This window comes from Pseudoalteromonas sp. GB56, assembly GCF_054923835.1.
Genome location: NZ_JBPCHK010000001.1, coordinates 1,360,024 through 1,384,574, shown reverse-complemented (window position 1 = coordinate 1,384,574; position 24,551 = coordinate 1,360,024). Strand labels below are relative to the sequence as shown.

The following is a 24,551-nucleotide window of genomic DNA, read 5'->3' as shown; positions in this document are numbered from 1 at the left end:
ACTAACTTTCCTACGGAGCTATTGATTACCCATATATTTTCTAGTTTAGCTCATTGACTCATAACATTCTTTCAGACGTCATTTTTACAATTTTAGGATAAGTGTTCATTCGCCAAACCCTACGCTGCACTCATTCTGGAACAATACTTAGAGGTAGTTACATAAAACGCATCCACTTGCATAGCCTAGAGAGCGTGGGCATAATTCCCAGAATAAAAATTAAAAAGAGAATCCTATGAACTGGTTAAGTGGTATCTCGCGTACTCGTGCGCCTTGGTTGTTATTGGCATTGATAGCCTTCTTATTCGAGGCTACAGCTCTGTATTTTCAATATGCAATGGACTTAGCACCTTGCATCATGTGTATCTACCAACGTACTGCGGTATTGGGTGTATTGGCTGCAGGACTATTAGGGGCTATCAATCCTGCACAAATGTGGTCGCGTTTGCTCGGTTTTGCAACATGGTTAGTTGCCAGTATCTGGGGACTACTGATTGCCAGAGAACACATAATGATGCAAACGACAACGGACCCATTTGCATTCGTATGTGAATTTGAACCTAATTTCCCAAGCTTCATGCCGTTGCACGAGTGGATCCCTAGTTTCTTTGCTGCAACAGGCGATTGTGGCAATATTGATTGGCAATTTTTAGGCTTATCGATGCCGGGCTGGATGCAAGTAATCTTCGCTGCGTTAGCCGCTGCTGCTATTATAGTGACAATTGCTAGCATGGTATTTAAACCCAAACAATCATGATCTATTTTCTCGCCAGTCAAATTCCAGCCCTTAAATCATTCAGCCACCGAGAGCGTCTTGCTATCGTGGCTGATGCCTTGAATCTATTGCAGCCCCAGCAAAGAATCTTTATGAATATTCTGAAGCTGTTGCTGGATCACTCCATTATTTCTACTCTTAGTGAGATTCGAAGGCTGGAGTATGCTTCCATGGTTACTACTTGCAGGCATTGCCTACCCAATATTAGTGCTGCCCGTAAGGCACTATTTCGCCTGTTTGCATCTTAAAGAAGCCATAAATGAGCACAAAAAAGGCAGCTAACGCTGCCTTGGCTTACTCTCACTCTCTTCGCATTAAAGCGTGATTCTATCTTTAACCTTAACCAATAGTTTACTACCAATCCCTGGCACATTTTCCAATTCTTCTAATGCGGTAAACTTTCCGTTTTGTTTGCGATAATCAACAATGGCCGCTGCCTTTGATGGGCCTATGCCTGGAAGCGACTGCAACTGTTCGATTGTTGCTTTGTTGATATTCACTTTTTCCATTACTTTGCTCTCAACATTGGGGGTATCCACTGGTTTCGCATAAATTGGCGTGGCAATGCTCATAAGTAATGATAAGACGGCTAATGTGACTAGTTTCATACTTCTCTCCTTAAAGTAATGACTCTTCCTGTGTACTGCTTTTTTAAATAAAGATGACAAATTACCCGTTGTCAAATTGGGTACTCCATTTTTATAAATCAAAAACCCCTTGACGATTCCAGTACTAACCTCTAATCTCACTGTATAAAAAAACAGTATAGTTAGGAGATCCAATGGCTGTTGTAGTTAAGTACGTAGTAGAAAGAGATGGAGTCGAGCGCATGACCTTTACTAGCAAAAAAGAAGCCGATGCTTATGACAAGATGCTCGATATTGCAGAAAACTTAGAAAGCTTAATTAGCGCAGTAGACGTGCCATTAAGTGAGCAACAAGTTGAAAGCCTAGCACTGCAGATTGCAAAGCAAAAAGAAGACTTTATGCAAGTACTTAAAGGCTCAGTACCGTCATCAGAGAAAGCCGCAAAAAAACCAAAAGCGTTTAAAAGCGATGAAAACGTAACCGAATTAAAAACAAAAGAAGCCTAACATCTTTTGTTTTCGCACAAAAAAGCCAGCATCATTGCTGGCTTTTTCTATTCCTAATTAATTAGGTTATTTAGTTACATCTGCAACTGCATTTGCAAAGTAATCAATATTCGCTTCGCTAATACCTGCAACGTTTACACGGCTAGAACCTACGATATAGATTGAATACTCTTTTTGTAAGCGCTCAATCTGGTCTTTGTTAATGCCAAGGAACGAGAACATACCGTGTTGGTTCTCAATGAATGAGAAATCCATGCCATCACACTTAGCGTTTAGCTTTTCTTTTAGCAATGAGCGTAAGCCATTAATGCGTGAACGCATTTCGTCCAACTCATCATGCCACATAGTCGTTAACTCAGTACTTGAAAGAATCGTGTTTACGATATCTGCGCCGTGTGCTGGTGGCATAGAATAGATACTACGCACCACACTTAACATTACCGAGTTAGACACATCAGCTGCCGCCGCATCTTTAGAGATGATTGAACATGCGCCAATGCGCTCACGATACAAACCGAAATTCTTTGAGCATGAAGAACAAATGATCAGTTCTTCTACTTGAGAAGCAAGGTGACGAAGGCCAGCTGCATCTTCGTCTAAGCTTGTACCAAAGCCTTGGTATGCGATATCAACAAGAACAGTGAAACCTTGAGTTTTAGCGATTTCAGTAACTGTTTTCCACTGCTCAGCATTAAGGTCCATTCCGCTTGGATTGTGACAACATGCGTGTAGAAGAACCACATCACCTGCTGGGATTTCACTCAACGCGTTGACCATTTCATCAAACAACAATCCCTTATTTTCATAATCGTAATAAGGGTATTCTTTAACTGTTAAACCCGCCGCTTCAAACAAGCTGATGTGGTTAGCCCATGTTGGCGTTGTCACCCACACTGTTGCATCAGTATTACAACGCTTGATAAATTCTGCTGCCACGCGCAAGGAGCCGGTACCACCTGGAGCTTGAGCCGTACGAACGCGGTTAGCTAACAAGGCTGGGTGCGCATCACCTAGCAGCAGTTGCTCCATCTTCTGACAATATTCCAAGTTACCTGCCAAACCAATGTAGGTCTTGGTTGTTTCATTCGCTAAACGAAATTCTTCCGCCTTTTTGACGGCACGAAGCACGGGTGTATCACCGTGCTCATCTTTATAAACACCAACACCTAAGTCAATTTTGTTTGCATTGGTATCAGCTTTAAACGCAGCCATCAGACCAAGGATAGGATCAGTCGGTAATGGTTTTAATTGTGAGAACATGGAACTCTCTTTTATTTATCTCTGTGGTTAGCGTAGATCCCGGCACACATTACGCTGGTAAGTGCTCAACAATTTCTTTGCAAGCGGCAACTAATAGAGCAATACGTTCGGGGGTAAAAAAATCTTTGCTGAATGCTTCCGCATCGACTATGCCCACTACTTTACCCTGCTGCGAATAAAGCGGCAAGCAAGATTCTGACTTCACTTTAGGGTCGCATGTATAGTATTCGCCACCCTTGGCAACATAGTCTTCCACATCATTGATAATGCGTGCCTTTCCAGACATTACGACTTGCACATTGTTGCTCGTTGCAGCGAAGGCTTCGTTGATAGGAAACAGAGGGCGGCTTGGCGCGCCATGGTAAGCTAACTTGAGTAATTGTGGCTCACCATCAACCTCACGAGACTGATAAATACCGAACCAATCAACACCACTTTGCTCAACGACAAAATCCACAATCGCTTGTAACTTTGAAAGCTGTGGCTGGACGCTTGAATCAAGGTACTCAGTTAAGCTAAATGGTTCGTCCTGTAAGTGGCCGAATAAGCTACAAGCCCCACCCTCTCCTAATTCCGGGATCAGGTATTGCCACTGCACTTGTGGCGCTGCTTCGATAAGGTAGTCGCTTAATTTCGTTTGATAATCTTGCGTATATTGCGTATTGCTTTGTAGTTGCGCAACGTCGTTATATGAAAAAGCCATTTAGCCGTCCAAACATCTAAAACTTCAGATGGATGCTAACATACGAAAATGATCCCATGCAATCATTAGTTCAAGTAGAGGCAGATGCTATTGAATGCGATAGGTAATGAACACGTGATTGCCACTTTGGTTGTAGCGAACGTCTTCTGCGATTTCATGCATTAAGGTGATCCCTCTACCAAAACTGCGATAGCTTTGGTCTTGTTCTTTATAGGTAACGTTAAATCCGTCTCCAGTGTCACAAACACTCAAAACGAGGGTACGATTGTGCGGCTTATATTCTATTTTAATCTTCACCTCTCCATGAGCAAGCTCACCCAGTCGTGCTTCACGCAACGAATAATATTCAACAAAGCCATCATCAGATAGCTTCATCTGAGAATCTAACCCCAAAATACCATGCTCCAACGCGTTGTTATATGCTTCAGATAGGAGAATAAACAGCGACGATTTGTGGGCATTGAGCCCAGGTAGGTTAGCAACAAGGTCGATGAGTTGGGCGACTGGATCCAACGTCTTCAGTTGTTGCGCATCAAGCGTCAGTGCTAATGATACAGGTAGAGGACTGATCGTTTTATTTCGAGAGGAATCCACCTCATGGGGCTGTGGGTCTACAATGACAACACTGTAATCATCTTGTTGCATTTCACACTGAGTAAAACTGCGTACCTTTTCAATAATTTGCGCTGTGGAAACATGTTCTAGCGATTTGAGTGTTTGCGCCAAACGTTCATAACCAAACTGTTCACCTTGATTATTTTCGGCTTCAGTAATGCCATCGGTGTATAGAACTACGCGGGCGCCATCACGCAAAGAGACATGGGCAACATCGCGCTCAAACTCATCATCTTCTAAGATACCCAGTGCCATATGCGTGGACTCGAGATGTAAAAGCACATCCCCTTGATCGTTGATTAGGAAACCGTCAGGCAAACCGCCCATCCAGAACGTTGCGCTATTAGCGGATGCATTAATCTCAAAAATTGTTGCCGCGCAAAACATGTGTGACGGCAACAATTGGTCCAAAGAGCGATTCATTTCCCGGGCAATGTCACTCACTGATAAATTCTTTTCCGCCATGGTGTAAAAAATACGTGATACGGGTAAGGCACCCGTTGCAGCGGCTAAACCATGGCCGGTGAAATCACCGAGCATATAGTATTGCGAACCGTTGGGCGCGACAGCACTTAAAAACACATCACCATTAAACATCGCGGCTGGGGACAAGTGCGAGTCTAAACCTTGAGGTGTTTTAGAAGACTGCTTAAGCGCGTTGGCAAATATGTGCTCAACTAACTCATGCTCTCGCTCGGTCTGGTTTTGATAGTAGGTCAGTGCTTGGGTCTGCTTTAACGACTTAGCTAAGAGATGTCTAATGCGCAAATGTGCACGCAATTTTGCTTTTAGGATTTGCGGTTCAAAAGGCTTGGGCATAAAATCATCACCACCGACATCCAGGCATTTTGCCAGCGCTGAACCATCTTCTAATGCGGTGATGAAAATAATAGGGAGATACCCTGAACGAGAATATTCTTTAATTTTAGGTGCGGCCAAATAACCATTCATGACTGGCATCATGATGTCTAACAGCACCATATCAACATCGTGCTCAGCCATCATGGTTATCGCTTGAGCACCGTTTTCGGCCTCAATAACCTGATAATTTTCGCGTTCAAGCATGATGCGAAGTAACTGACGGTTGAGCGCCTCATCATCGACCACGAGTACCAATGGTGGGACGCTGTCTTCAACTTCGATTAACTCATCGGGTAGGTTCTCAATCAATCGTAAACTTCTTATCAAATCGAGAAATTTCTAGAATTTTCTTTAACTGGGCATTGGCGTTACGAATTGAAATTTCCTCAACCTGCCCTTTTAATGCCTTGTGCATGTTCAGCAGCATTCCTAGTGCTGAACTGTCCATGTAACTGGTTTCTCTCAGATCGATTTCCACATTTTTGGTTTGCGGGTTAATTTCTGCGTATGCAGACCTAAAGTCTTGTACTAAATTGAAATCGAACTTGTCCTTGATTGCGATCACCAGCGTATTATTACTTTGATCATAATGCTGATTTAAACTCATTACCTCTTCCTAAGCTGCTGAATTATGTACTTGTTTAAAATATAGGATGCCATTTTTATTTAGCAATATCGAAACGTGAAATATGTTAAACTTGGCGCATATTTTTTTAGGAGACTTCTCTATGAGTGACAACAATCTCGTGTACTCAACAGAAACGGGTCGAATCAAAACCCTTGCTGAAACGCAGCCCCTAGACGTAAAGCTGTTCAAAGACGGGGCGATTAGAATTGAGCGCCAAACCAAAGGCCGTAAAGGTAAAGGCGTCATGCTGGTTGTAGGCATCGACCCAGAACAACATGACTTGAAGAAATTGGCCAAACAACTCAAATCAAAAATGGGTCAAGGTGGTGCGGTGAAAAACGGTGTCATCGAAATTCAAGGTGATGATCGTGACAAACTCAAAGGACTGCTTGAAGCAGCTGGGTTCAAAGTTAAAATCGCGGGTGGCTAAACACGTTCTTGCGGGCTGTAAAGTGCCCGCCATTGCGCCTTCCCTGATTCTTCATCATAGCTAATGTCTGCGACACCACAGGTCGGAAAAATAGGCATCTTGTCTGGGCACAATTGGGCGACCATGTAACTTACAATCGGCATATGCGCTACCAATAACCACGTATCCACATCAGGATGCACTTCGATTAAGGCACGAAGATAATCAATGGCTCGTTGCGCATCGGCGCTGGGAATAATATCGCTCGTCGTCTCTTCAAACGCCAACTGACGACAATACTTCTTCACACCATCAGCTGTTTGTTGCGCACGAATGTAAGGACTCACCAACAAACCTGTCGGATTAAAACGCTGCGATAACCATTCGCCAACCTCATCAGCTTGTTGATTTCCGATGGCTGTAAGCGCACGCAAGTGATCGGGCCCTTGCTGTGGCTGTGCGTCGCCATGACGCATGATTAAAATTGTTTTCATTTGTGTGAAATCAACTAATTAGAGAAAAAAGTTTTGCCACAAAAGCTAGCCATTACGGCCCTATATTCGCTATAGTTTAGCTTTACAATCGATATTCAGGTAGGCACTTCGCCGTAACCGCTGGCCCTGAACATCTTGTTACTTTTTAGTTTCAGGAGCAATAATTGAATATCAGCCGCAATGATAACAGACTGTATCAACCTCTGACACTGCACAATGGTCTAAGAGTGCTTCTTGTTGAAGACAAAGAAAGCCCAAAAGCCGCAGCTGCATTAACAGTCAACACGGGGCATTTTGACGATCCTTGGCATCGCCAGGGTCTTGCTCACTTTGTTGAGCATCTCCTTTTTTTGGGTACAAAGCAATACCCTGGTGCAGGAGAATTTCACGACTTCATTAGCCATCACGGTGGTACAAGCAACGCTTGGACCGGCACTGAGCACACGTGTTATTATTTCGATATCACCCAACAATACTTTTTCCCTGCGCTTGAAAGGTTCAGCCAACTGTTCATTTCTCCCTTATTCAATGAGCATGAAATTGAAAAGGAGCGCAATGCCATTGATGCTGAATTTAAGTTAAAAATTAAGGACGATGGCCGCCGTATATATCAAGCGCACAAAGAGACCGTGAACCCTCAGCATCCATTTGCGAAATTTTCTGTGGGTAATATGAATACCCTAAGCGATGATAAAGGCCCCATGAAAGAGGAGCTAGAAACGTTTTTTAGCGAACATTATCAAGCTCAATGGATGACCTTAGTTTTATGCGGTCCTCAGCCGCTCACAGAATTAAAGAAATGGGCGCAAGACCTGTTCTCTGGGATTGCCGCGACAGGAACAAAGAAGCCAGCGATTTCTGAGCCATTATACCGCCCTGAAGACCTTGCGCTGGAATTACACATCGAACCTCACAAGCACTTACAAAAACTGATTATCAGTTTTGCGATGCCTAGTATCGACGAATTCTACAAACACAAAACCGTTAGTTTCCTCGCACATCTTTTGGGTTATGAAGGTGAAGGGTCTTTACACTCAATTCTAAAAAACCAAGGATGGATCAACGCCTTGTCTGCAGGCGGTGGCATTAACGGCAGTAATTTCAAAGATTTTAATATCAGCTTGGCACTGACCGACGAAGGCATTGAGTACTACCAAGACATAGTCGAAACTGTTTTTGCCTATATCACACTGATCAAACAAAACATCAACTCGCTGCACGCTTTGTATCGCGACAAACAAACCCTGCTGCAAATCGCGTTTGATAATCAAGAAAAAGCACGACTACTCGATTGGGTCAGTGGCGTTAGTGTGAATATGCATCATTACCCCAGTGATCATTACCTCTATGGTGATTACTTGATGGCGGGATACGACAGTGCGCAGTTTTCTCGTGTGCTAAGTTGGTTGACCCCTAAAAACATGCGTTTGGTCTTGATTCACCCTGGTGTTAGCTCTAGCAAGACGACTAAGTGGTACAACACCCCTTATTACACACAACAATTAGACGAGGCATGGCTAACGGCACTGGCCACTATCGATACGCCGCTGAGTACCATGTCTTTACCTGACGTAAATCCCTACTTGCAGCGCCCTTGTGTATTACACGAGTTGGTAGCACCGAGTAGTACGCCCGAAAAGCTCGCTTCTCACCCAGGTTTTAACTTTTGGTTCAAACAAGATGCAACATACCGTGTTGCCAAAGGCCACTTTTATCTCGCCCTTGACTCCAAACTAGCGGTGAAAGATGTTCAGCACATGGCCCTCACCCGCTTGTTCGCAGACTTATTTATTGATTGCGTTGCTGAGCGTTTCTACCCAGCTGAATTGGCCGGATTGAATTACCATATCTCTTCGCACCAAGGCGGGCTCACGCTACATACCGCAGGTTTATCTTCGAGCCAGCTAGAGTTAGCACAAGGTTTACTTGATGCCTTGTTCAATGCAGATATCTGCTCGAAGCGATTTGCAGAATATAAAAAACAACTAGTGCGTCACTGGGAGTCCAGTAATCAGAATAAACCTGTCAGTGAGATTTTTAGCCGCATTGGTGCGCAAATTATGCCTTGGAATCCGACCCCAAGTGCGCTCGCTCAGGCTTTAAAAAGCACCAGTTACATTCAGTTCAAAAAATTCAGAAAGGCGTTTTTTGACGCCATTCATATCGAAGCATTTTTGCATGGTAATTGGCGTCCTGCAGATGCCTATGACTTTTTGCGTCTAGTTCAAGGGCACTTGCAACATCGCGCGAATATTGAAGCAATATCGCGGCCGCTTGTCGAAATAGGGATTGTTGAGAAAAAAGAAGTGTCCCTTGCAAGTAATGACCACGCGATGGTTATTTATTATCAAGCTATCACCAGTGATATTCGTGAAAAAGTACTGATGATGGTGGTCAATCACCTAATCAACCAGCCCTATTTTAATGCCTTGCGCACAGAGCAACAGCTTGGCTACCTAGTGGGTGCGGGTTATGCCCCTTTCAACTCTCGCGCTGGCCTCGCCTTTTATGTGCAATCTCCTTCTGTGGCTGGGGAGGACCTGCTAAAGCATCATAATGCATTTGTGACAACGTATCTGAATGAATTTGCAAGTATGCCTAACGATGTATGGCAACAAGCAAAGCAAAGTCTTTATCGCCAGATAGCGGAGAAAGACAAAAATCTGAGATTACGCTCACAGCGGTTTTGGTTGGCTATTAGCAATCCTGACGTCGATTTCACTTTGCAAGCTAACTTATTGAGTACGTTAGAGACTATTGAATTTAATGAGGTAAACACTTACTTAAAAGAGCTATTTGCTCCTGCGAGAGTGCGTATGGAGTGGCTGAGTGCACCGCAAGGCGATGATGCTTCAGCTGAAGCGGAGCTTTACTCTGCAAGCACCATGAATTAACCTTGATAAAACCCAGATTAAAGTACCAAAACGTGTTCAACAAGATTCTTTCAGCGCTTTATGCGTTCGCAATTATCATTTGCTTTGACGCTTCGGCAGATGAACTTCATCAATCTCTGATTGAAAGTCCATCCTATATTGCGACTGTCCTTATTTTCGTTGGCGTACTTGTTATTATGGGTTGGGCCATTATTTCGCTGAGGCGCTCGCGTCAACACCTCAGGCATTCACAGCAGCTCCTGAAGTCAACGCTAGAAGGAAGCGGTGACATACTTTGGGATTGGAACATCAGCACGGGGGAAGTTGTCCGTATTAACGACGAGCGTCACTCCCAGCCTACACGTGTTGAAGCACACACTTTCCCTCCAAATCGCGCTCGTATCCACCCTCAAGACTTACCCCTAGTTGAGTCACTGATACGCGCTCACCTCGCTCAAAAGACGGTTTTTTTTGAAGCCAGCTACCGCATGCTGGATGAGCAAGGTCAATGGCGATGGGTACTCGACCGCGGCAAAGTAGTGGAGAAAAATGCTCAGCTACAGCCTGTGCGCATGACTGGCACGGTTAAAGATATTCACGATATTAAAACCACTGAGCAAAGACTTAATTTGTTCGCGACTTGCGTAGAGAACTTAACCGATGCGATGGTCATTTATGACAATGCCTTTAATCTCATTGATACTAACCCAGCTTTTACACAGCTTTTTGGACTTTCGCGTGCGCACCATCAAGGCCATCCTTTCTCCTTAGCGGGCCACACTGTGCAGCGCAGTGACGCCATCAAGCGCTCTATAGCGAACGCCCACCATGCTCAACATGAGCTCAACATGCCAGTGATTACCGGTCAGACGGTATGCATGGAACTCAGTATTGATAAAGTACTCGATCAAGAGGGCAACGTAGAATACTACATCATGGTGTTCTCAGATCTCAGTGAACGCAAGAATGCAGAGCAAGCCCTTAATGATCTATCTAACCAAGACTCTTTGACCCGCTTAGCAAACAGGAATCAATTTTTTGCGGATCTCGATGTCCTGATGGAAAAAGACAATCACCATGCTGTGCTGGTGATGGACTTGGATAATTTCAAGAAAATTAATGATTCTTTAGGCCACCAGCTAGGTGACAAATTGCTGGTCAAACTTGCCCAGCGATTAGTTGAGCGAAAACGCCCTCAGGATTCATTTTATCGTTTGGGCGGTGATGAGTTTGCGCTGGTCATGCGTGGCACCAATGATATTCATACCATTACCGCAACCGGCAAAGAATTTCTTAAAACCATCGCGACACCATTTCGCATGCTGGGGCATGAGCTTGCAATTACTGCATCTATCGGCATCGTGCTCAGTCCAGAAGATGGCATGACACCACAAGTACTATTGAAAAATGCCGATACTGCGATGTATCACGCTAAACAACAAGGCAACCGTTACCTCTTTTTCAATGATGCGATGAACCATGCTGCGGTTAAGCGCCTGCAAATTGAAAACTTAATGCGCTTTGGATTGAAAAAAGACCATTTTGAAGTGTTCTATCAACCAAAAATGGATATCAGAACGGGTGAAATTGCTGGAATGGAAGCACTGGTACGATTTATCACGCCCAAGAAAGGCTTGATTAGCCCAGGCGTCTTCATTCCCATCGCCGAGGAGACTGGACAAATTATCGAGATTGGTGAAGTGGTGCTACGAAAAGCCTGCGCTGATGTGAAAAGATGGCGAGACAAGGGGCTGTTCAACCAGCGAGTGGCCGTAAATTTATCCGCGAAACAATTCGCTTTAGCCGATTTATCGCAACGCATCGACACCATCCTAACGCAAACTCAGTTACCGGCGAGTGCACTGGAATTGGAAATTACTGAGGGCACAGTAATGGATAACCCAGAGCACGCCATCGCGATAATGCATGCGCTTGTCGACAAAGGTATTCACCTAGCCATGGATGATTTTGGCACCGGCTATTCGTCGCTGTCTTATTTAAAACGTTTCCCGCTGCATACCCTCAAGATAGACCGAGCCTTCATCGTAGACATGGAAAATGAGCGTGGTAAAAACATGGTGGACTCGATTATCACCATGGCGCAAAACTTAGGGTTACACGTCGTTGCTGAAGGTGTTGAAGAAGTGGAGCAGTTACAGCAATTACAGCAGTTAGGCTGTGAAACAATGCAAGGTTATTACTACTCCAAACCTCTGTCGAGCGAGCAGTTCGAAGCATTTCTTACCAAACATAATAAACATAAATCTGAAGGCCACCACCTTAGCTTGGTGCAATAACCTGCCCTATGCTAGGGCCGCCAGATGATCCCACATTGGGCAATTGTTCGCATGAGCGCGCGGCGATAATGTACGTTGAACAATGCTAAGGCGAATGGGCCAAACAGGCCGCCGAGAAATGCCCAGCGTTTCGCGGGCATACCTTTAGCTGATGCAATAAAAAATAAGAGTGTTGCGAAAATAAGACTCAAAACCAAAATCATACGGCCCCCTACTGAATGCGCCGCGACTTTAACACAAGCACGCTCAATTATTAACCATAAAAAAGTATCAACTCCATTGCTCACGACCCCGAAGCTCAGGCACATTAAAGATAAATTATTTTAAAATAAAGAAGTTATACCCACCTTTGTGAAGTAAGTGAGGTGTCTATTTTTTGTATGAAAAAAGCGCAAGTTGTGGCTTGCGCTTTTTAGATTGCATTATCAGTAGGAATTACTCTGCTTCAGCAGCCTCATCTGCACTGGACTCTTGAGCTTGCGCTTCGTCGTAGAACTTGGCGCCAGTTTCAGCCATTTGCACAAGACGTGGCGCTGGCTCGAACGCACTGTTGTACTGGGAGAAAGTTGCCAACTTCGAAGACACCTCACTCGCACCGAGTTTGTCCATATAGCTAAATGGACCACCCAAGAACGGCGGGAATCCGATACCAAAGATGGCGCCGATGTCACCATCGCGCGCATTGCTTACAATACCTTCATCTAAACAGCGCGCTGCTTCATTGAGCATTTGCATTACACAGCGCTCAGCGATTTCTTCTTTGTTGAGCTTAGGTGCCACAGTGACGCCCAGTAACTCATACACAGACTCATCAACCTTCTTGTCTTTTTTAGAGTAATCGTAAAAACCACGACCTGCTTTACGGCCTAAGCGTTTACTATCGATCAGACGGTTAAAAGCATCAGGAGCCTTAAAGCGCTCGCCTAATTCAGCTTCCAAAATAGGCGCTATCTTCGAGCCAATATCAATCCCTACTTCGTCAAGCAATGTGAGTGGACCGACTGGGAAGCCAAACTCCACCAATGCTTTGTCGATTTTCTCAATAGGCTCACCAGCAAGAAGTAGATTTGCAGCCTCATTCACATAAGGCGCTAGAATACGGTTTACAAAGAAACCCGCTTTATCTTTAACAACGATTGGCGTTTTTCCTTGTTTACGAGCGAAGCTTACTGTGCGAGCAATGGTTTGTTCACTGGTTTTCTCGTGAGGAATAATTTCCACTAGGGGCATTTTCTCTACTGGCGAGAAGTAATGTAAACCAATAACGTTTTCAGGGCGCTGTGCCTGTTCAGCGATTTGTGAAATCGGCAACGAAGAAGTATTACTCGCAAAAATTGTGTGTTGCTGCGCATTTGCTTCAACATCCGCAACCATGGCTTGCTTTAGTTTTAAGTCTTCAAATACCGCTTCAATCACCATATCAACGTGTTTAAAACCACTGTAGTCAGTGGTGCCTGTGATACGGTTCATTTGCTCTTGCAACTGCGCTTTTGACACGATGCGACGTTTCAATTTCTTATCAAGAATCTTGTAGCTGTAGTTCATCGCCCCAGCAATACCTTGCTGAGCAACGTCTTTAACGCGCGTAGGGACACCCGCTTTGATAGCGCTCACATGGGTAATACCTGCGCCCATTAAACCACCGCCGAGCACCGCGACTTTGTTGGTGCTTGGCGCATCATCCGCTCGCCATTCTTTTTTCATTTGCGTCGTTGCAAAGAAAATACCGCGCAGCTGCTTAGATACACCACTCATCACCAAGCTGGCAAAACCTTCCGCTTCAGTCTTGTATGCTTTGAGGGTATCAAGCTCAACACTCGCACGCACCGCTTTAATAATGAGTTCAGGTGCTGGGTAATGACCGCCGGTTTTCTTGGCCACGTTTTCTGCCGCCTTTTTGAAAATCAAATTGCGGCCAAAAGGATTTGATTCCAGTAACGCAGACATCTTATCTAACTGAGGTTTTGTCGCTTTAGCTTTGCCTTTGAGTGCAAATTTAACCGCAATTTCTTGTAAAATTGAGTGTGGCACGCATTCATTCACTAACCCTGCTTTTTTCGCCTGTTTAGCACGAACTTGCTTGCCTGTTAGCATCCACTCAAGGGCCTTTTGAATGCCCACTAATTTTGGTAGACGTTGAGTACCGCCGCCGCCGGGTAATAACCCAAGCTGCACTTCAGGCAGACCCATTTTGGTGATATCGCTGTCGCTACAAACACGGTAATCACACGCTAAAGCAAATTCAAGGCCACCACCGAGTGCCGCACCGTGAATTGCCGCAACCGTTGGGTACGGTAACTTTGCGAGCTCAAAAAATGCGTCGTGACAGGTGGTTGAAAGTGCCAATGCTTCTTCATGAGAATTAGCATCATCGAGCATGTTGATATCGGCACCGGCAATAAAGTTGTCTGGTTTTGCACTGATGAAAACCAAGCCTTTTACGTTATTGTCGTTCGCGGTTTTGATCACCTCATCAAGCTGCGCCGCAAAACTGGCGCGCAAAGTGTTCATCTTCTCACCGGGCACATCGATAGTAACAATACCAACCTGCTCATCGTTGAGCTCAAATTTAAATACAGATTCCGTCATTATGCGCTCTCCAATACAAAGGCAGCACCTAGGCCACCTGCCGCACAGGCTGTCGTTAATGCCAAGCCACCACCGCGGCGATTTAGTTCATGAATACTTTGTGTGATCAAACGTGCGCCGGTTGCCGCAAATGGGTGACCGTAGGCGAGTGAGCCACCATTAACATTGAACTTGTCCATGTTAATTTCACCAATAGCTTTGTCTCGACCCAACTTTTCTTTCGCGAATTTGTCTGATGCGAACATCTTCATGTTTGCCAGGGTTTGCGCCGCAAAGGCTTCGTGCATTTCAATCAAGTCGAGATCGCCCAGCGTAATCCCCGCTCTGTCCAGTGCGACTGGCGTTGAGTGCGCAGGGCCCATCAACATATCTTCGTGTACACCAATAGCGGTGAATGCGTAACTACGGATGTAACCTAAAATCTCATAACCCAGTGCTTTTGCCTTGCTTTCATTCATTAATAACACCGCTGCTGCACCATCAGTCAGAGGTGTTGCGTTCGCTGCGGTAACACTGCCGTATTTGCGGTCAAATACAGGCTTTAATTTGGCGTAACTCGCTAAGTCAGAGTTAGCACGAATGTTGTTATCTTGTTCAATAAATGACTTGTATGGCGGTACGTGCGCAGTCATTACTTCTTGCGCTAATTTACCTTCGGCCCAAGCTTGACCTGCAAGCGAGTGCGAACGATGAGCCAACGCATCTTGGTCAGCACGGCTGATACTGTGCGTTTTTGCCATTTGCTCCGCGGTTTGCCCCATTGACAAGCCCGTTGAATATTCAGCAACGGCGGGTGGAACGGGAAGTAAATCTTTCGGACGTAATTTTGAGAAAATCTTAAGTCGTTGGCCAAGCGTACGGGCTTTGTTTAAATCAACTAAGCTGCCCGCTAATTTCTTGCTCACACCGATTGGCAATACAGATGACGAGTCAGCGCCACCGGCAATACCCACTTGCGTGTGCCCGGCCATTATCGACTCTGCGACATTGGCAATGGCTTGGAAACTAGTTGCACATGCACGTGATACTGAATAAGCATCAATGTTCACTGGCATGCCCGTTCCGAGAACAATTTCACGAGCGATGTTGGGTGCTTCTGGCATTTGTACCACCTGACCAAACACCAGTTGGTCGATTTCGCTGCGATCAAAATCAAGACGCTCAAGCATCTCATTAACCACCAGCTTACCTAAATCTAACGCTGGAACATGGTGAAAAGCGGTTGCTTGCTTGGCAAAAGGTGTACGCAAGCCGCTAACTATCGCGATGCGCTCCCCGTTTCGAGTTGTTAGTTTTAATTGCTCAGACATAAAATGCTTCTCCTGCTGACAGGTCTGACCTGTTAATATTTCCTCGATTCTAAACAACCCCACGCACATTGCCAATAGTGAAGTCAAAATAAAGGCTTAGCCGATGGCCCACCTTGCGTGGCTTATTTTGGTGTTTGATGATCCACCACAGCAAAAATCATCAGCCCTTACAACAATAGTTAATAACTGATGGCATTTAAAATAAAAACAAGACTTTAAAACTGAACAATTGTAAGTAAAATCAATCTGAACTAAATCACTCTAACAGTGCCTAACAGGCTTGTTAGTTGGGTCATTCGCTCTGAATTGACCTCTGTATTTTACGAATTTTCTAAATTAAATGCCGGCAAGGACACGTACACTTATGGCAGTTTCTAAGTTTGCACAGTTAAAAACGTATCTCGATACGCAAATTATTGGTCAACCTCACCTCACTCAATCTTTGCTCATCGCGGTGTTAGCCGACGGTCACTTACTTGTTGAAGGCCCCCCCGGACTGGCAAAAACGCGTGCCGTAAATGCATTAGCCAAAGGCTTAGAAGGCAGTTTCCAACGCATTCAGTTTACCCCTGACTTATTACCGTCTGACGTCACAGGCACCGACATCTATCGCCAGCAAACCAGTGAGTTCGTGTTTGAACAAGGGCCGTTATTTCACAATCTAGTGCTTGCAGATGAAATCAACCGTGCACCCGCTAAAGTGCAATCAGCATTATTAGAGGCCATGGCTGAAAGACAAATTACAGTGGGCAAAAACACCTATCCACTGGAGCAGCTGTTCATGGTAATGGCCACTCAAAACCCATTAGAACAAGAAGGTACTTACCCTCTCCCCGAAGCACAGCTTGACCGCTTCTTATTACACTTGAATATCGACTACCCTGACGCTGATTCAGAGTTGGCTATTCTGCGCTTAACGCGTGGCGAAGCTCTTGACGGTGAGCAAGCGTCTATTGCACCTATTTCACAAGCTGACCTATTTAGCGCGCGCAAAGAGGTGCTTGCTTTGCATCTAGCAGAGCCACTTGAGAAATACTTAGTGCAATTGATTATCGCAACACGCGACGGCACGCGTTACGATGATGATTTAGCGAATTGGATTGAGTACGGTGCCAGCCCACGTGCAACCATCGCACTTGATAAAGCAGCGCGAGCGCATGCATGGCTGAATGGCCGCGACTTCGTGAGCCCAGAAGACATCCAAGCGGTATTCCATAATGTCCTACGTCACCGCATTATTTTAAGCTATGAAGCGCAAGCTGAAGGCATCACTAAAGATTATGTCTTAACCCGTATTCTTGAACGAGTGGCAGTACCTTAATGAGTCGAATGTCATCATCACCTTCGAGTGTCAATGACTGGCTAAAACAACTCCACTGTAGCGGTCATGCATTGGCGCTTAAAGAGCTCACCTATTACAAAAGCAAAACCCGACTGCTCGACTTAGCAGTGCGCAAACGTATTCGCAGCCCACTCAGTGGCCAGTATCTTGCGCCACATAAAGGCAGAGGCATGGAGTTTGCGGAAGTTCGTCATTATCAGAATGGCGACGATGTACGTAGTATCGACTGGCGAGTAACCGCTCGTACAGGCGAAGCGCATACTAAGTTGTTCCAAGAAGAAAAAGAACGACCGGTCCTAATCATGGCTGATTTCAGCGCCAGTATGCAGTTCGGATCTCAGTTTGTCTTCAAGTCTGTGCAAGCTGCACACCTTGGTGCATTGATTGCTTGGTCGGCCTGTGAACGTGGTGACAAACTCGGGGCGCTCATTTTTAACGACCATCACCATCATGAATTTCGCCCTCAAAGTCGTGACAAAGCTGTGTTGCGGGTGTTTCATGGCATGTTGGATTGTCACAGCGAACAACAATCTATGGCGTCACAATCAACCTCCCAAGTGAGTTTAGTAACACAACTCAAGCGCCTGAATCAGCTGGCAAAGCCAGGCAGTACGGTGTATCTGATCAGTGATTTTGTGACCCTAAACGAGCAAGACAGAGCCACCATTGAGCGCGAATTACAGCACCTAGCAAGACACTGTGAAGTCGTTGCCTGTATCGTCAGTGACCCTTTTGAGAAAAAACTTCCCAGTTACTCTGAGGCGATTAATGTCAGCACCGGGCGCACTGAAATCAGTTTAGCACTCGATGACGCGAGCTTTCGAAGCCGCTTTAACAAACGTGCACACGCTTTGGGTTCACAACGTCTTGAGATACTGGCGCGTTACTGCCATTCAATCGTGGAAATCAGTGCAGCTAAAGCACTGGAGCAGCAGTTTTATCAACGGAGCGCATAAATGCAGTCAGTGCCAATTCCACAGTTAGAAGATGTCATTGCCCCGACCGAGGTGAGTGCGTGGCCACCCGGTCCAGCATGGTGGCTCGTTGCCGTGTTGTTGCTGGGTATCTTAATCACCTTAATTATCATTTGGCGTCAGCGTAAACAACACCTAGCAGCGAAGCGCGAAGCGATATCTCATGCAGCTGAAACGATGGACGCTCTCGCCTTACATCAGCTACTAAAACGCTTGTGCAAACACTATTACGGTGACCAAGTTAGCGCGCTCACTGGCAAAAAGTGGGCTCAGGTATTGTCGCAATTAAGCGCAATGCGCTTTTCAGAAGATGAGCTGTTGGCCATTTATCGCGATAAAGCGGATCACAGCGACCTTTCGCTGAAATTGAGTTCGGCCATACAACAATTTAAAACCAAGGAGATACTCGATGTATGAGTTCCAATGGCCTTGGCTATTAATCCTATTACCTCTGCCATGGTTATGGGTTTTAGTGACTCCTAAGCGAAAACACAATGCGACGTTAAAGCTGCATATTCCGTCTTTAAGTCACGTAGATATGCACCAAGAACGAGCGTTAAGCGGTGGCCGCTGGCCACATTGGCTGATGTCAGTGGCGTGGATATGCACGGTTATCGCTGTCGCAAACCCAGTGCATCAAGGGGAACCCATTACCTTAGAAAATGAAGGCCGTGACATCATGCTTGCCGTGGATTTATCCGGCTCGATGCGCGAACAAGATATGGCCTATCAAGGACGCTATGTTGACCGCCTAAGTGTGGTAAAAAGCGTGTTGGCTAATTTCATCACCGAACGCCAAGGCGATCAACTGGGTTTGATTCTCTTTGCTGATACCGCGTTTTTGCAAACACCACTCACTCGCGATCTTGATACTGTCGCTCAAATGCTCAAAGAGGCGCAGATTGGTCTCGTTGGGCGAGCTACTGCCATTGGCGATGCGCTGGGGTTATCGGTCAAACGCTTTAATGATAAAAGCCAGTCAAACAAGGTGGTGATCCTACTCACTGATGGGCAAAACACCGCAGGCAATTTGACACCAGAAGAGGCATTAATCCTTGCCAAAGATGCCAAAGTAAAAGTCTACACTGTGGGTGTGGGTGCGAATGCCTCAATGAGCATGGGGCTGTTTTCCATGTCAGGCAGTAGCATGCTTGATGAAACGCTATTGAAACAGATAGCTGAGCAAACGGGCGGTAAATATTTCCGCGCCACAGATACTCAAAGCCTAGCCAATATTTATCAAGAGCTCGATGCACTTGAGCCCTTAGCCGAGGAAGAGCAGACCGTACGTCCTAAAAAAGCGTTGTTTTATATTCCTCTGAGTATCGCTCTGGCTATGATTGCGTTGGCCATCTTAAGACGCAAACTCAGAGCATTAACCTATGTAGCTAAAAGGAGGCAAGCATGAGCGATTTTGTTTTTCTACGTGCGCCAGCGTTGTACTTGCTGATCCCAGTAGCGGTCTATTTTATTTGGCGACTCTTTGCCAAGTCCACTGTGGTACAGCAAAGCCAGATTATCGCTCCGCACTTAGCAACTCAGGTGATAGAAGGCGCGCAAGCGAACAAGCGTCAGAGTCTCGGGTTAACCAATACAGTGTTAATGACGGTTATCGTCTTTGCACTGGCAGGGCCCAGTTTTAGTAAACAAGAAGTGCCTGTTTTTGAGGCTAAATTAGCCCGCGTTATGGTGATGGATATGTCACGTTCTATGTTTGCAACAGACATCAGCCCTAATCGCCTGCAGCAGGCGCGCTTTAAAGCCTTAGACATGGTGGAGTTGTTCAAAGAAGGTGAAACGGCACTGGTTGCCTACTCTGGCGATGCCTTTACCATTTCGCCACTGACTTCGGATAGCAACACGCTCACCAACCTTATTCCAAGCTTGAGTCCGGATATCATGCCATCGCAAGGCAGCAACGTGTTAGCAGGCTTAGTACAGGCACAGGAGTTGTTAGAGCAAGCAGGTTATTACGAAGGTGACATTATCCTCATTACCGATGGTATCGACAGCGAAGACGAAACAGATGTACGTAATTGGCTATCAAAGTCGCCCTATAACTTGTCTATTTACGCGATAGGTTCAACACAAGGTGCGCCAATAAGCTTGCCTGACGGAGGCTTCTTAAAAGACAGTCATGGGCAAATTGTCATTCCGAAAACCAGTTTTGACAGCCTCAATCGACTCGCAAAACTCGGTGGCGGCCAACTCGTTCGCTATCAACCAAGCAGCGACAATCTTAGCGCATTCACCCAAGTTAAAGTGGCAGCAACGCAGGTTGAATCAAAAAGTCAGCAAACATTGTGGCGCATTGACGCTGGCATTTACTTAGCCATTTTTGCCGCACTTTTGCTGCTGATACAAATTAATCGCAATGCAATTATGCTCTGTGCCGCTGTGGTTTTAATTCCTTGGCAAAGCGCACATGCAGCAACCTGGCAATCTTGGTTCAAAAACGATCAACAAAATGCGCTTGATGCTTACCAGCAACAAGAATATTCCCAAGCAGCAACATCAGACAATGCGCTACTGAGTGGCTCGGCCAAATACCAGCAACAAGATTATCAAGGTGCTCTCGAGGAGTTTAATAAAGATTCCTCTGCAACTGGTTTATATAACCAAGGTAATGCACTGGCGCAATTGGGCAAGGTCGATGAAGCACTCGAGCGCTACCAACAAGCGCTGGATAAAGACCCTAATTTAAGTGCGGCGGCGGCCAACAAATCGATTTTAGAGCAACTCAAAAATCAGCAACAGAACCAGCAACAAAATGGCGACCAAAACCAAGAGCAAGATGGTTCTGATTCTGAGCATCAAAAAGGCGATAAGCAACAAGGCAACAACCAACAGCAAGACGGTCAACAACAAGACTCTCAGCAGCAAAACAGTGGCTCTGAGGGTGACAATCTGCGCAATGATTCACAGCAAAACAACCCACAAAATAGTGCTGATCCGCAACAGCAAGACGCCGCAGAGCAATCCGCAGAACAACAGGCAGACCCTGCAAGAGATAAGCAAAGCGAACAAGCCCAGAAGCAATCCGAGCACGATGGCGAGAAGCAATCTCAAGAAGGCAAAGAGTCTCAGGAGCAAGCGGATGAAGAATCTGCACAGCCGTCTAATGAAAAATCCGATGAGCAAGGTGACAAGGGCCAGCAACAAACCGTTGCACAAGCCCAACAAGTTGAAGAGCTAACCGCTGAAGAAAAAGAGCGCGCCCAACAACTGAACCAATTACTGCGCAAAATTCCGGATAACCCGGAAATTTTACTGCGCAACAAGATGCAATTAGAAGCACAACAACGCCAACATTCAAGTCGTCGCTTACCGCAAGGAGTAGAGAAGTCATGGTAAGAAGTTTAGTTATTTTTTGTTTAGTGTGTTTTTCCCTCCCCGCGTTAGCACTAACAAAATTGGACGCCAGTGTAGATAAAAATCCGGTGCTTGCAGGTGAATTTTTCTATCTGACACTCAGTGCGGACGACACCATAAATGCTGAGCAACCTGATACATCGGCTTTGCTCAAACACTTCGTCGTTGGCCCGACATCGCGCAGCAACCAAACACAGATTATTAATGGCTCAGTGTCACGCCAAACTACCTGGCGTATCGAGCTAATGGCGCGTAATCCAGGCGAGTACGAAGTACCCGCTTTTCGTCTTAAAAACATCAGTTCAGCCCCTTTCACCATGAAAGTGGTGGCCAACACCAATGCACAAATCGATGCCGACAACGCCTTTATTAAAACCGAGTTAACGCCCTCGACTTTATATGTGCAACAGGCAGGCATCTATACAGTGAAGCTCTATCTCGGCGTTGATTTAATTGATGGCGCTCTTTCTGCACCAGAGCTAGAGAATGCCAACATCTCACAAATGGGTAAAAACTCAGAGTCGCAAGAAGTGGTGAATGGGCGTCGCTATCAAGTGATTCAACGCGACTACCTGATTCAACCGCAAAAGAGTGGCACCTTTGAACTCAAAGCGCCGATGCTTAACGGTAAAGCCCGAAAAAATTACCGTGCCGTAAGTATCACAGCCAAAGCGCCCGATCAGTTGGTCGAGGTCAAACCCACGCCGGCGCAATTTGCAGGTGCGTGGCTACCCAGCGAGTTAGTCGATTTAAGTGAGCAATGGCAAGGCTTGGAAGACGAAGTACAGGTAGGCACGCCGATTACGCGCACGTTGACCCTCACAGCATTAAACGTCACCAAGGAGCAACTGCCAGATATTGCCAATGTCGAAGTTGCTGATGTTCGCAGTTACCCTGATCAGTCTGACCGTACCCACTTAGTTAGAAATGGGAGATTAATCGCACAAACTAAAACGTCTATTGCATATGTACCGCAGCGCCCAGGCACCTTTACTTTACCCGCCATTGAAGTAAATTGGTTCAACACGGTAACAGGTCGTGCAGAAGTCGCCAGTGTGCCTGAGCAAACGATTACCGTAGTGGGTAACGGCAATATACCGGCAACGGCCACTCCAGCTCCTTCATCTACAGATGCCTTATCAACTGCTGCGCCTCAACAGGTACAACAACTTGGTGTGGTCACTCAGAATAACAGCCTGACTTGGTGGCTAATCATCCCAGGTTACCTCTTATGGCTTGTCACTATGCTGCTGTGGTGGTTGAGCCGCAAAACTAAACAAACTGAGGCGCACACCACAGTGAAGCGAGCACAGCCAAGCACAAACGTAAACGATATATCTCGTGCAGCGAAAGCACAAGATGCCAAAGCGCTTTACCATGCCGTTGATAGCTTCGCTAAAGTGCACCACGGTTCAATTGAGAATTGGATAGTAACTTGGCCTGAGAACGCGCAGCAAGCATTCGCAAACCTCAGGCAATCTTTGTACAGTGCCAACAGCACAATGGTCGACTTTTCACTGATAGCCCAAGCCGCAGCAAAAAAAAGCACGTCAGACACACAAAGCAAATCTAAGCTAGACTCTTTATATTAATGTCATTGCGGCTAGCACGTTAATTTGGTGCTAGTCGCAAAAATATTACACTTCTTTAGAAATTTATTTTAAAGCACTGCGGTCTTAGTGAGCATGGCAGATAAACAAAAGCGCTACGAAGCGTTGGTGCAGGTCTATCACAAAGAGCTTTATCGCTTTGCCTACTGGCTAAGTAAAGATGCAGCAGTGGCTGAAGATCTGGTCCAAGAAACATTCTTAAGAGCATGGCGTTCATTAGACTCCTTGCAAGATCATGGTGCCGCTAAATCCTGGTTGCTCACTATCTTGCGTAGAGAAAATGCACGTCGGTTTGAACGTAAACAATTCGACTATAGTGATGTCGAACAAGACACCCTAGTCGACACCCGAAGCACCTCACTGGATGATGAAATGGAGCTGACGGTATTACAGCGGCACATAATGGCGCTGCCGCATGAATACAAAGAACCTCTGATGCTACAAATTATTGGTGGGTGCAGCGGCGACGAAATTGCCAGCATCCTTAACCTTAACAAGAACACGGTAATGACACGTTTATTCCGAGCGAGAAATCAGCTTAAAGACGCATTAACCAGTAACGATAACCAACTTAAAGAGGCCCCAAATGGATGAATTAGAATTTCGTCGGCGCCTTTTTGCTCAGCCAACAGACAAGGACGATGAGCTATTAGAATTTGCTAAGCAAAGTCCTGAGCGAATGGCACTACTCAAAGAGCTAAGAGCCTTTGATAAAGAGTTGCACCAAGCAATAGATATTGATGTGCCTGAGAATCTTGCAGATAAAATTATCTTGAAGCAAACCATGTCTGAAAATCCAGACAAGATTAAAGCCTTATCTGCGACCCGTAAACGCAAGTCTTGGTATTTGGCTGCGGCCGCATCGGTAGCCGTTGTATTTGGCGTTTTCACCTATCAGCTTGTGGTTCCCCCACTGTCTATCGGTGAGCACGCGCTGGCACATGTTTATCATGAAATGGGGTCATTAGAATCAACCCAACGCTTCGACATCGCTGAAGTGAATAACCGCCTTGCGCAGCTAGGTGGTCAATTTAAAACGCTACCAGGAGAGGTGAAGTACGCGCGCTTTTGTAACTTCAAAGGACAAAAAGGGCTGCATCTTGTGTTTGAATCAGATTTTGGCCCAATGACTGTGTTTGTGGTTCCCTCTGAGAATAAATATTTGGGTGATAATTACTTTTCGGATGAACATTTTGCTGGTCGTGTATCTCACTTCCCTCAAGGAGACACAATTTTAGTCGCATCAACCAAAGCACCACTGGATGAATATCAAAGCCGTATCAACGAGTCGATACAATGGCTGTAATTTCACGCTAAGAATAAAAAAGCCACCTTACGGTGGCTTT

The 24,551-nt window shown here is 45.7% G+C and carries 21 protein-coding genes; 13 read left to right on the top strand and 8 right to left on the bottom strand.

Going from position 1 to position 24,551, the window contains the following annotated elements:
• Positions 1-235 precede the first annotated feature (235 nt).
• The gene (dsbB, locus tag ACH19P_RS06510) at positions 236-757 is read left to right on the top strand and encodes a disulfide bond formation protein DsbB (RefSeq protein WP_462157722.1); all 522 of its coding nucleotides are present in this window, start codon (positions 236-238) and stop codon (positions 755-757) included.
• Positions 758-1,089: 332 nt separating this feature from the next.
• Here dsbB and ACH19P_RS06505 read toward each other — a convergent pair whose 3' ends face one another.
• The gene (locus ACH19P_RS06505; RefSeq protein ID WP_462157720.1) at positions 1,090-1,383 is read right to left on the bottom strand and encodes a ComEA family DNA-binding protein; all 294 of its coding nucleotides are present in this window, start codon (positions 1,381-1,383) and stop codon (positions 1,090-1,092) included.
• Positions 1,384-1,556: 173 nt separating this feature from the next.
• On the opposite strand from ACH19P_RS06505, the gene ACH19P_RS06500 reads away from it, so the two are divergent.
• Positions 1,557-1,868, top strand: coding sequence for a YebG family protein (locus ACH19P_RS06500; RefSeq protein ID WP_462157719.1), 312 nt, complete (start codon positions 1,557-1,559; stop codon positions 1,866-1,868).
• 66 nt (positions 1,869-1,934) lie between these two features.
• On the opposite strand, the gene ACH19P_RS06495 is transcribed toward ACH19P_RS06500, so the two are convergent.
• The 4 genes from ACH19P_RS06495 to ACH19P_RS06480 all read right to left on the bottom strand — a co-directional run bounded on the left by ACH19P_RS06495 (position 1,935) and on the right by ACH19P_RS06480 (position 5,914).
• Entirely contained in the window at positions 1,935-3,128 is a 1,194-nt protein-coding gene (locus ACH19P_RS06495) for an amino acid aminotransferase (RefSeq protein WP_462157717.1), read from the bottom strand.
• A 49-nt stretch (positions 3,129-3,177) separates the two neighbouring features.
• Complete coding sequence (locus ACH19P_RS06490; protein ID WP_462157716.1) at positions 3,178-3,831, bottom strand: GAF domain-containing protein; 654 nt, start codon at positions 3,829-3,831, stop codon at positions 3,178-3,180.
• Between the two features lie 87 nt (positions 3,832-3,918).
• Positions 3,919-5,616, bottom strand: coding sequence for an ATP-binding SpoIIE family protein phosphatase (locus ACH19P_RS06485; protein ID WP_462157715.1), 1,698 nt, complete (start codon positions 5,614-5,616; stop codon positions 3,919-3,921).
• On the bottom strand, positions 5,609-5,914 hold the full coding sequence (locus ACH19P_RS06480; protein WP_462157714.1) for an STAS domain-containing protein: 306 nt from the start codon (positions 5,912-5,914) through the stop codon (positions 5,609-5,611). Before ACH19P_RS06480 ends, ACH19P_RS06485 begins: the two co-directional genes overlap by 8 nt.
• A gap of 121 nt (positions 5,915-6,035) precedes the next feature.
• On the opposite strand from ACH19P_RS06480, the gene ACH19P_RS06475 reads away from it, so the two are divergent.
• The gene (locus ACH19P_RS06475; RefSeq protein WP_462157713.1) at positions 6,036-6,365 is read left to right on the top strand and encodes an SUI1 family translation initiation factor; all 330 of its coding nucleotides are present in this window, start codon (positions 6,036-6,038) and stop codon (positions 6,363-6,365) included.
• Here the strand turns inward: ACH19P_RS06475 and sixA are convergent.
• The gene (gene sixA, locus ACH19P_RS06470) at positions 6,362-6,838 is read right to left on the bottom strand and encodes a phosphohistidine phosphatase SixA (protein ID WP_462157712.1); all 477 of its coding nucleotides are present in this window, start codon (positions 6,836-6,838) and stop codon (positions 6,362-6,364) included. The genes ACH19P_RS06475 and sixA overlap by 4 nt on opposite strands.
• 164 nt (positions 6,839-7,002) lie before the next feature.
• Between sixA and ACH19P_RS06465 the strand changes: the two genes are divergently transcribed.
• Both ACH19P_RS06465 and ACH19P_RS06460 read left to right on the top strand, forming a co-directional pair.
• Positions 7,003-9,732, top strand: a complete 2,730-nt coding sequence (locus tag ACH19P_RS06465; RefSeq protein ID WP_462157711.1) for an insulinase family protein — start codon at positions 7,003-7,005, stop codon at positions 9,730-9,732.
• Between the two features lie 176 nt (positions 9,733-9,908).
• A complete protein-coding gene (locus ACH19P_RS06460; protein ID WP_462159322.1) occupies positions 9,909-12,008 on the top strand; it encodes a putative bifunctional diguanylate cyclase/phosphodiesterase in 2,100 nt (699 codons plus the stop codon).
• A gap of 435 nt (positions 12,009-12,443) precedes the next feature.
• On the opposite strand, the gene fadJ is transcribed toward ACH19P_RS06460, so the two are convergent.
• On the bottom strand, positions 12,444-14,597 hold the full coding sequence (gene fadJ / locus ACH19P_RS06455) for a fatty acid oxidation complex subunit alpha FadJ (protein WP_462157710.1): 2,154 nt from the start codon (positions 14,595-14,597) through the stop codon (positions 12,444-12,446).
• A complete protein-coding gene (gene fadI, locus ACH19P_RS06450; protein WP_462157709.1) occupies positions 14,597-15,907 on the bottom strand; it encodes an acetyl-CoA C-acyltransferase FadI in 1,311 nt (436 codons plus the stop codon). Before fadI ends, fadJ begins: the two co-directional genes overlap by 1 nt.
• A 364-nt stretch (positions 15,908-16,271) precedes the next feature.
• Between fadI and ACH19P_RS06445 the strand changes: the two genes are divergently transcribed.
• The 8 genes from ACH19P_RS06445 to ACH19P_RS06410 all read left to right on the top strand — a co-directional run bounded on the left by ACH19P_RS06445 (position 16,272) and on the right by ACH19P_RS06410 (position 24,511).
• Positions 16,272-17,228 (top strand): AAA family ATPase, encoded by a 957-nt coding sequence (locus ACH19P_RS06445; protein ID WP_462157708.1) that lies wholly within the window; start codon positions 16,272-16,274, stop codon positions 17,226-17,228.
• Between the two features lie 8 nt (positions 17,229-17,236).
• Entirely contained in the window at positions 17,237-18,205 is a 969-nt protein-coding gene (locus ACH19P_RS06440) for a DUF58 domain-containing protein (protein WP_462157707.1), read from the top strand.
• Positions 18,206-18,640, top strand: a complete 435-nt coding sequence (locus ACH19P_RS06435) for a DUF4381 domain-containing protein (RefSeq protein ID WP_462157706.1) — start codon at positions 18,206-18,208, stop codon at positions 18,638-18,640.
• Positions 18,633-19,631, top strand: coding sequence for a vWA domain-containing protein (locus ACH19P_RS06430; protein ID WP_462157705.1), 999 nt, complete (start codon positions 18,633-18,635; stop codon positions 19,629-19,631). Before ACH19P_RS06435 ends, ACH19P_RS06430 begins: the two co-directional genes overlap by 8 nt.
• Complete coding sequence (locus ACH19P_RS06425; protein ID WP_462157703.1) at positions 19,628-21,577, top strand: vWA domain-containing protein; 1,950 nt, start codon at positions 19,628-19,630, stop codon at positions 21,575-21,577. Before ACH19P_RS06430 ends, ACH19P_RS06425 begins: the two co-directional genes overlap by 4 nt.
• On the top strand, positions 21,571-23,187 hold the full coding sequence (locus ACH19P_RS06420; protein ID WP_462157702.1) for a BatD family protein: 1,617 nt from the start codon (positions 21,571-21,573) through the stop codon (positions 23,185-23,187). The genes ACH19P_RS06425 and ACH19P_RS06420 overlap by 7 nt, the downstream gene beginning before the upstream one ends.
• An 87-nt stretch (positions 23,188-23,274) precedes the next feature.
• Complete coding sequence (locus ACH19P_RS06415; protein WP_462157701.1) at positions 23,275-23,799, top strand: sigma-70 family RNA polymerase sigma factor; 525 nt, start codon at positions 23,275-23,277, stop codon at positions 23,797-23,799.
• A complete protein-coding gene (locus tag ACH19P_RS06410) occupies positions 23,792-24,511 on the top strand; it encodes a DUF3379 family protein (RefSeq protein ID WP_462157700.1) in 720 nt (239 codons plus the stop codon). The genes ACH19P_RS06415 and ACH19P_RS06410 overlap by 8 nt, the downstream gene beginning before the upstream one ends.
• Positions 24,512-24,551: the final 40 nt, after the last annotated feature.

Excerpts from the sequence above, each read along its gene's own strand:
- ACH19P_RS06440 (WP_462157707.1), top strand. The coding sequence starts at position 17,237 with ATGTCATCATCACCTTCGAGTGTCAATGACTGGCTAAAACAACTCCAC.
- fadI (WP_462157709.1), bottom strand. The coding sequence starts at position 15,907 with ATGTCTGAGCAATTAAAACTAACAACTCGAAACGGGGAGCGCATCGCG.
- ACH19P_RS06480 (WP_462157714.1), bottom strand. The coding sequence starts at position 5,914 with ATGAGTTTAAATCAGCATTATGATCAAAGTAATAATACGCTGGTGATC.
- ACH19P_RS06460 (WP_462159322.1), top strand. The coding sequence starts at position 9,909 with ATGGGTTGGGCCATTATTTCGCTGAGGCGCTCGCGTCAACACCTCAGG.
- ACH19P_RS06425 (WP_462157703.1), top strand. The coding sequence starts at position 19,628 with ATGAGCGATTTTGTTTTTCTACGTGCGCCAGCGTTGTACTTGCTGATC.
- ACH19P_RS06410 (WP_462157700.1), top strand. The coding sequence starts at position 23,792 with ATGGATGAATTAGAATTTCGTCGGCGCCTTTTTGCTCAGCCAACAGAC.
- ACH19P_RS06445 (WP_462157708.1), top strand. The coding sequence starts at position 16,272 with ATGGCAGTTTCTAAGTTTGCACAGTTAAAAACGTATCTCGATACGCAA.
- fadJ (WP_462157710.1), bottom strand. The coding sequence starts at position 14,597 with ATGACGGAATCTGTATTTAAATTTGAGCTCAACGATGAGCAGGTTGGT.
- ACH19P_RS06430 (WP_462157705.1), top strand. The coding sequence starts at position 18,633 with ATGTATGAGTTCCAATGGCCTTGGCTATTAATCCTATTACCTCTGCCA.
- ACH19P_RS06475 (WP_462157713.1), top strand. The coding sequence starts at position 6,036 with ATGAGTGACAACAATCTCGTGTACTCAACAGAAACGGGTCGAATCAAA.
- ACH19P_RS06435 (WP_462157706.1), top strand. The coding sequence starts at position 18,206 with ATGCAGTCAGTGCCAATTCCACAGTTAGAAGATGTCATTGCCCCGACC.
- sixA (WP_462157712.1), bottom strand. The coding sequence starts at position 6,838 with ATGAAAACAATTTTAATCATGCGTCATGGCGACGCACAGCCACAGCAA.
- ACH19P_RS06500 (WP_462157719.1), top strand. The coding sequence starts at position 1,557 with ATGGCTGTTGTAGTTAAGTACGTAGTAGAAAGAGATGGAGTCGAGCGC.
- ACH19P_RS06490 (WP_462157716.1), bottom strand. The coding sequence starts at position 3,831 with ATGGCTTTTTCATATAACGACGTTGCGCAACTACAAAGCAATACGCAA.
- ACH19P_RS06505 (WP_462157720.1), bottom strand. The coding sequence starts at position 1,383 with ATGAAACTAGTCACATTAGCCGTCTTATCATTACTTATGAGCATTGCC.
- ACH19P_RS06495 (WP_462157717.1), bottom strand. The coding sequence starts at position 3,128 with ATGTTCTCACAATTAAAACCATTACCGACTGATCCTATCCTTGGTCTG.
- dsbB (WP_462157722.1), top strand. The coding sequence starts at position 236 with ATGAACTGGTTAAGTGGTATCTCGCGTACTCGTGCGCCTTGGTTGTTA.
- ACH19P_RS06420 (WP_462157702.1), top strand. The coding sequence starts at position 21,571 with ATGGTAAGAAGTTTAGTTATTTTTTGTTTAGTGTGTTTTTCCCTCCCC.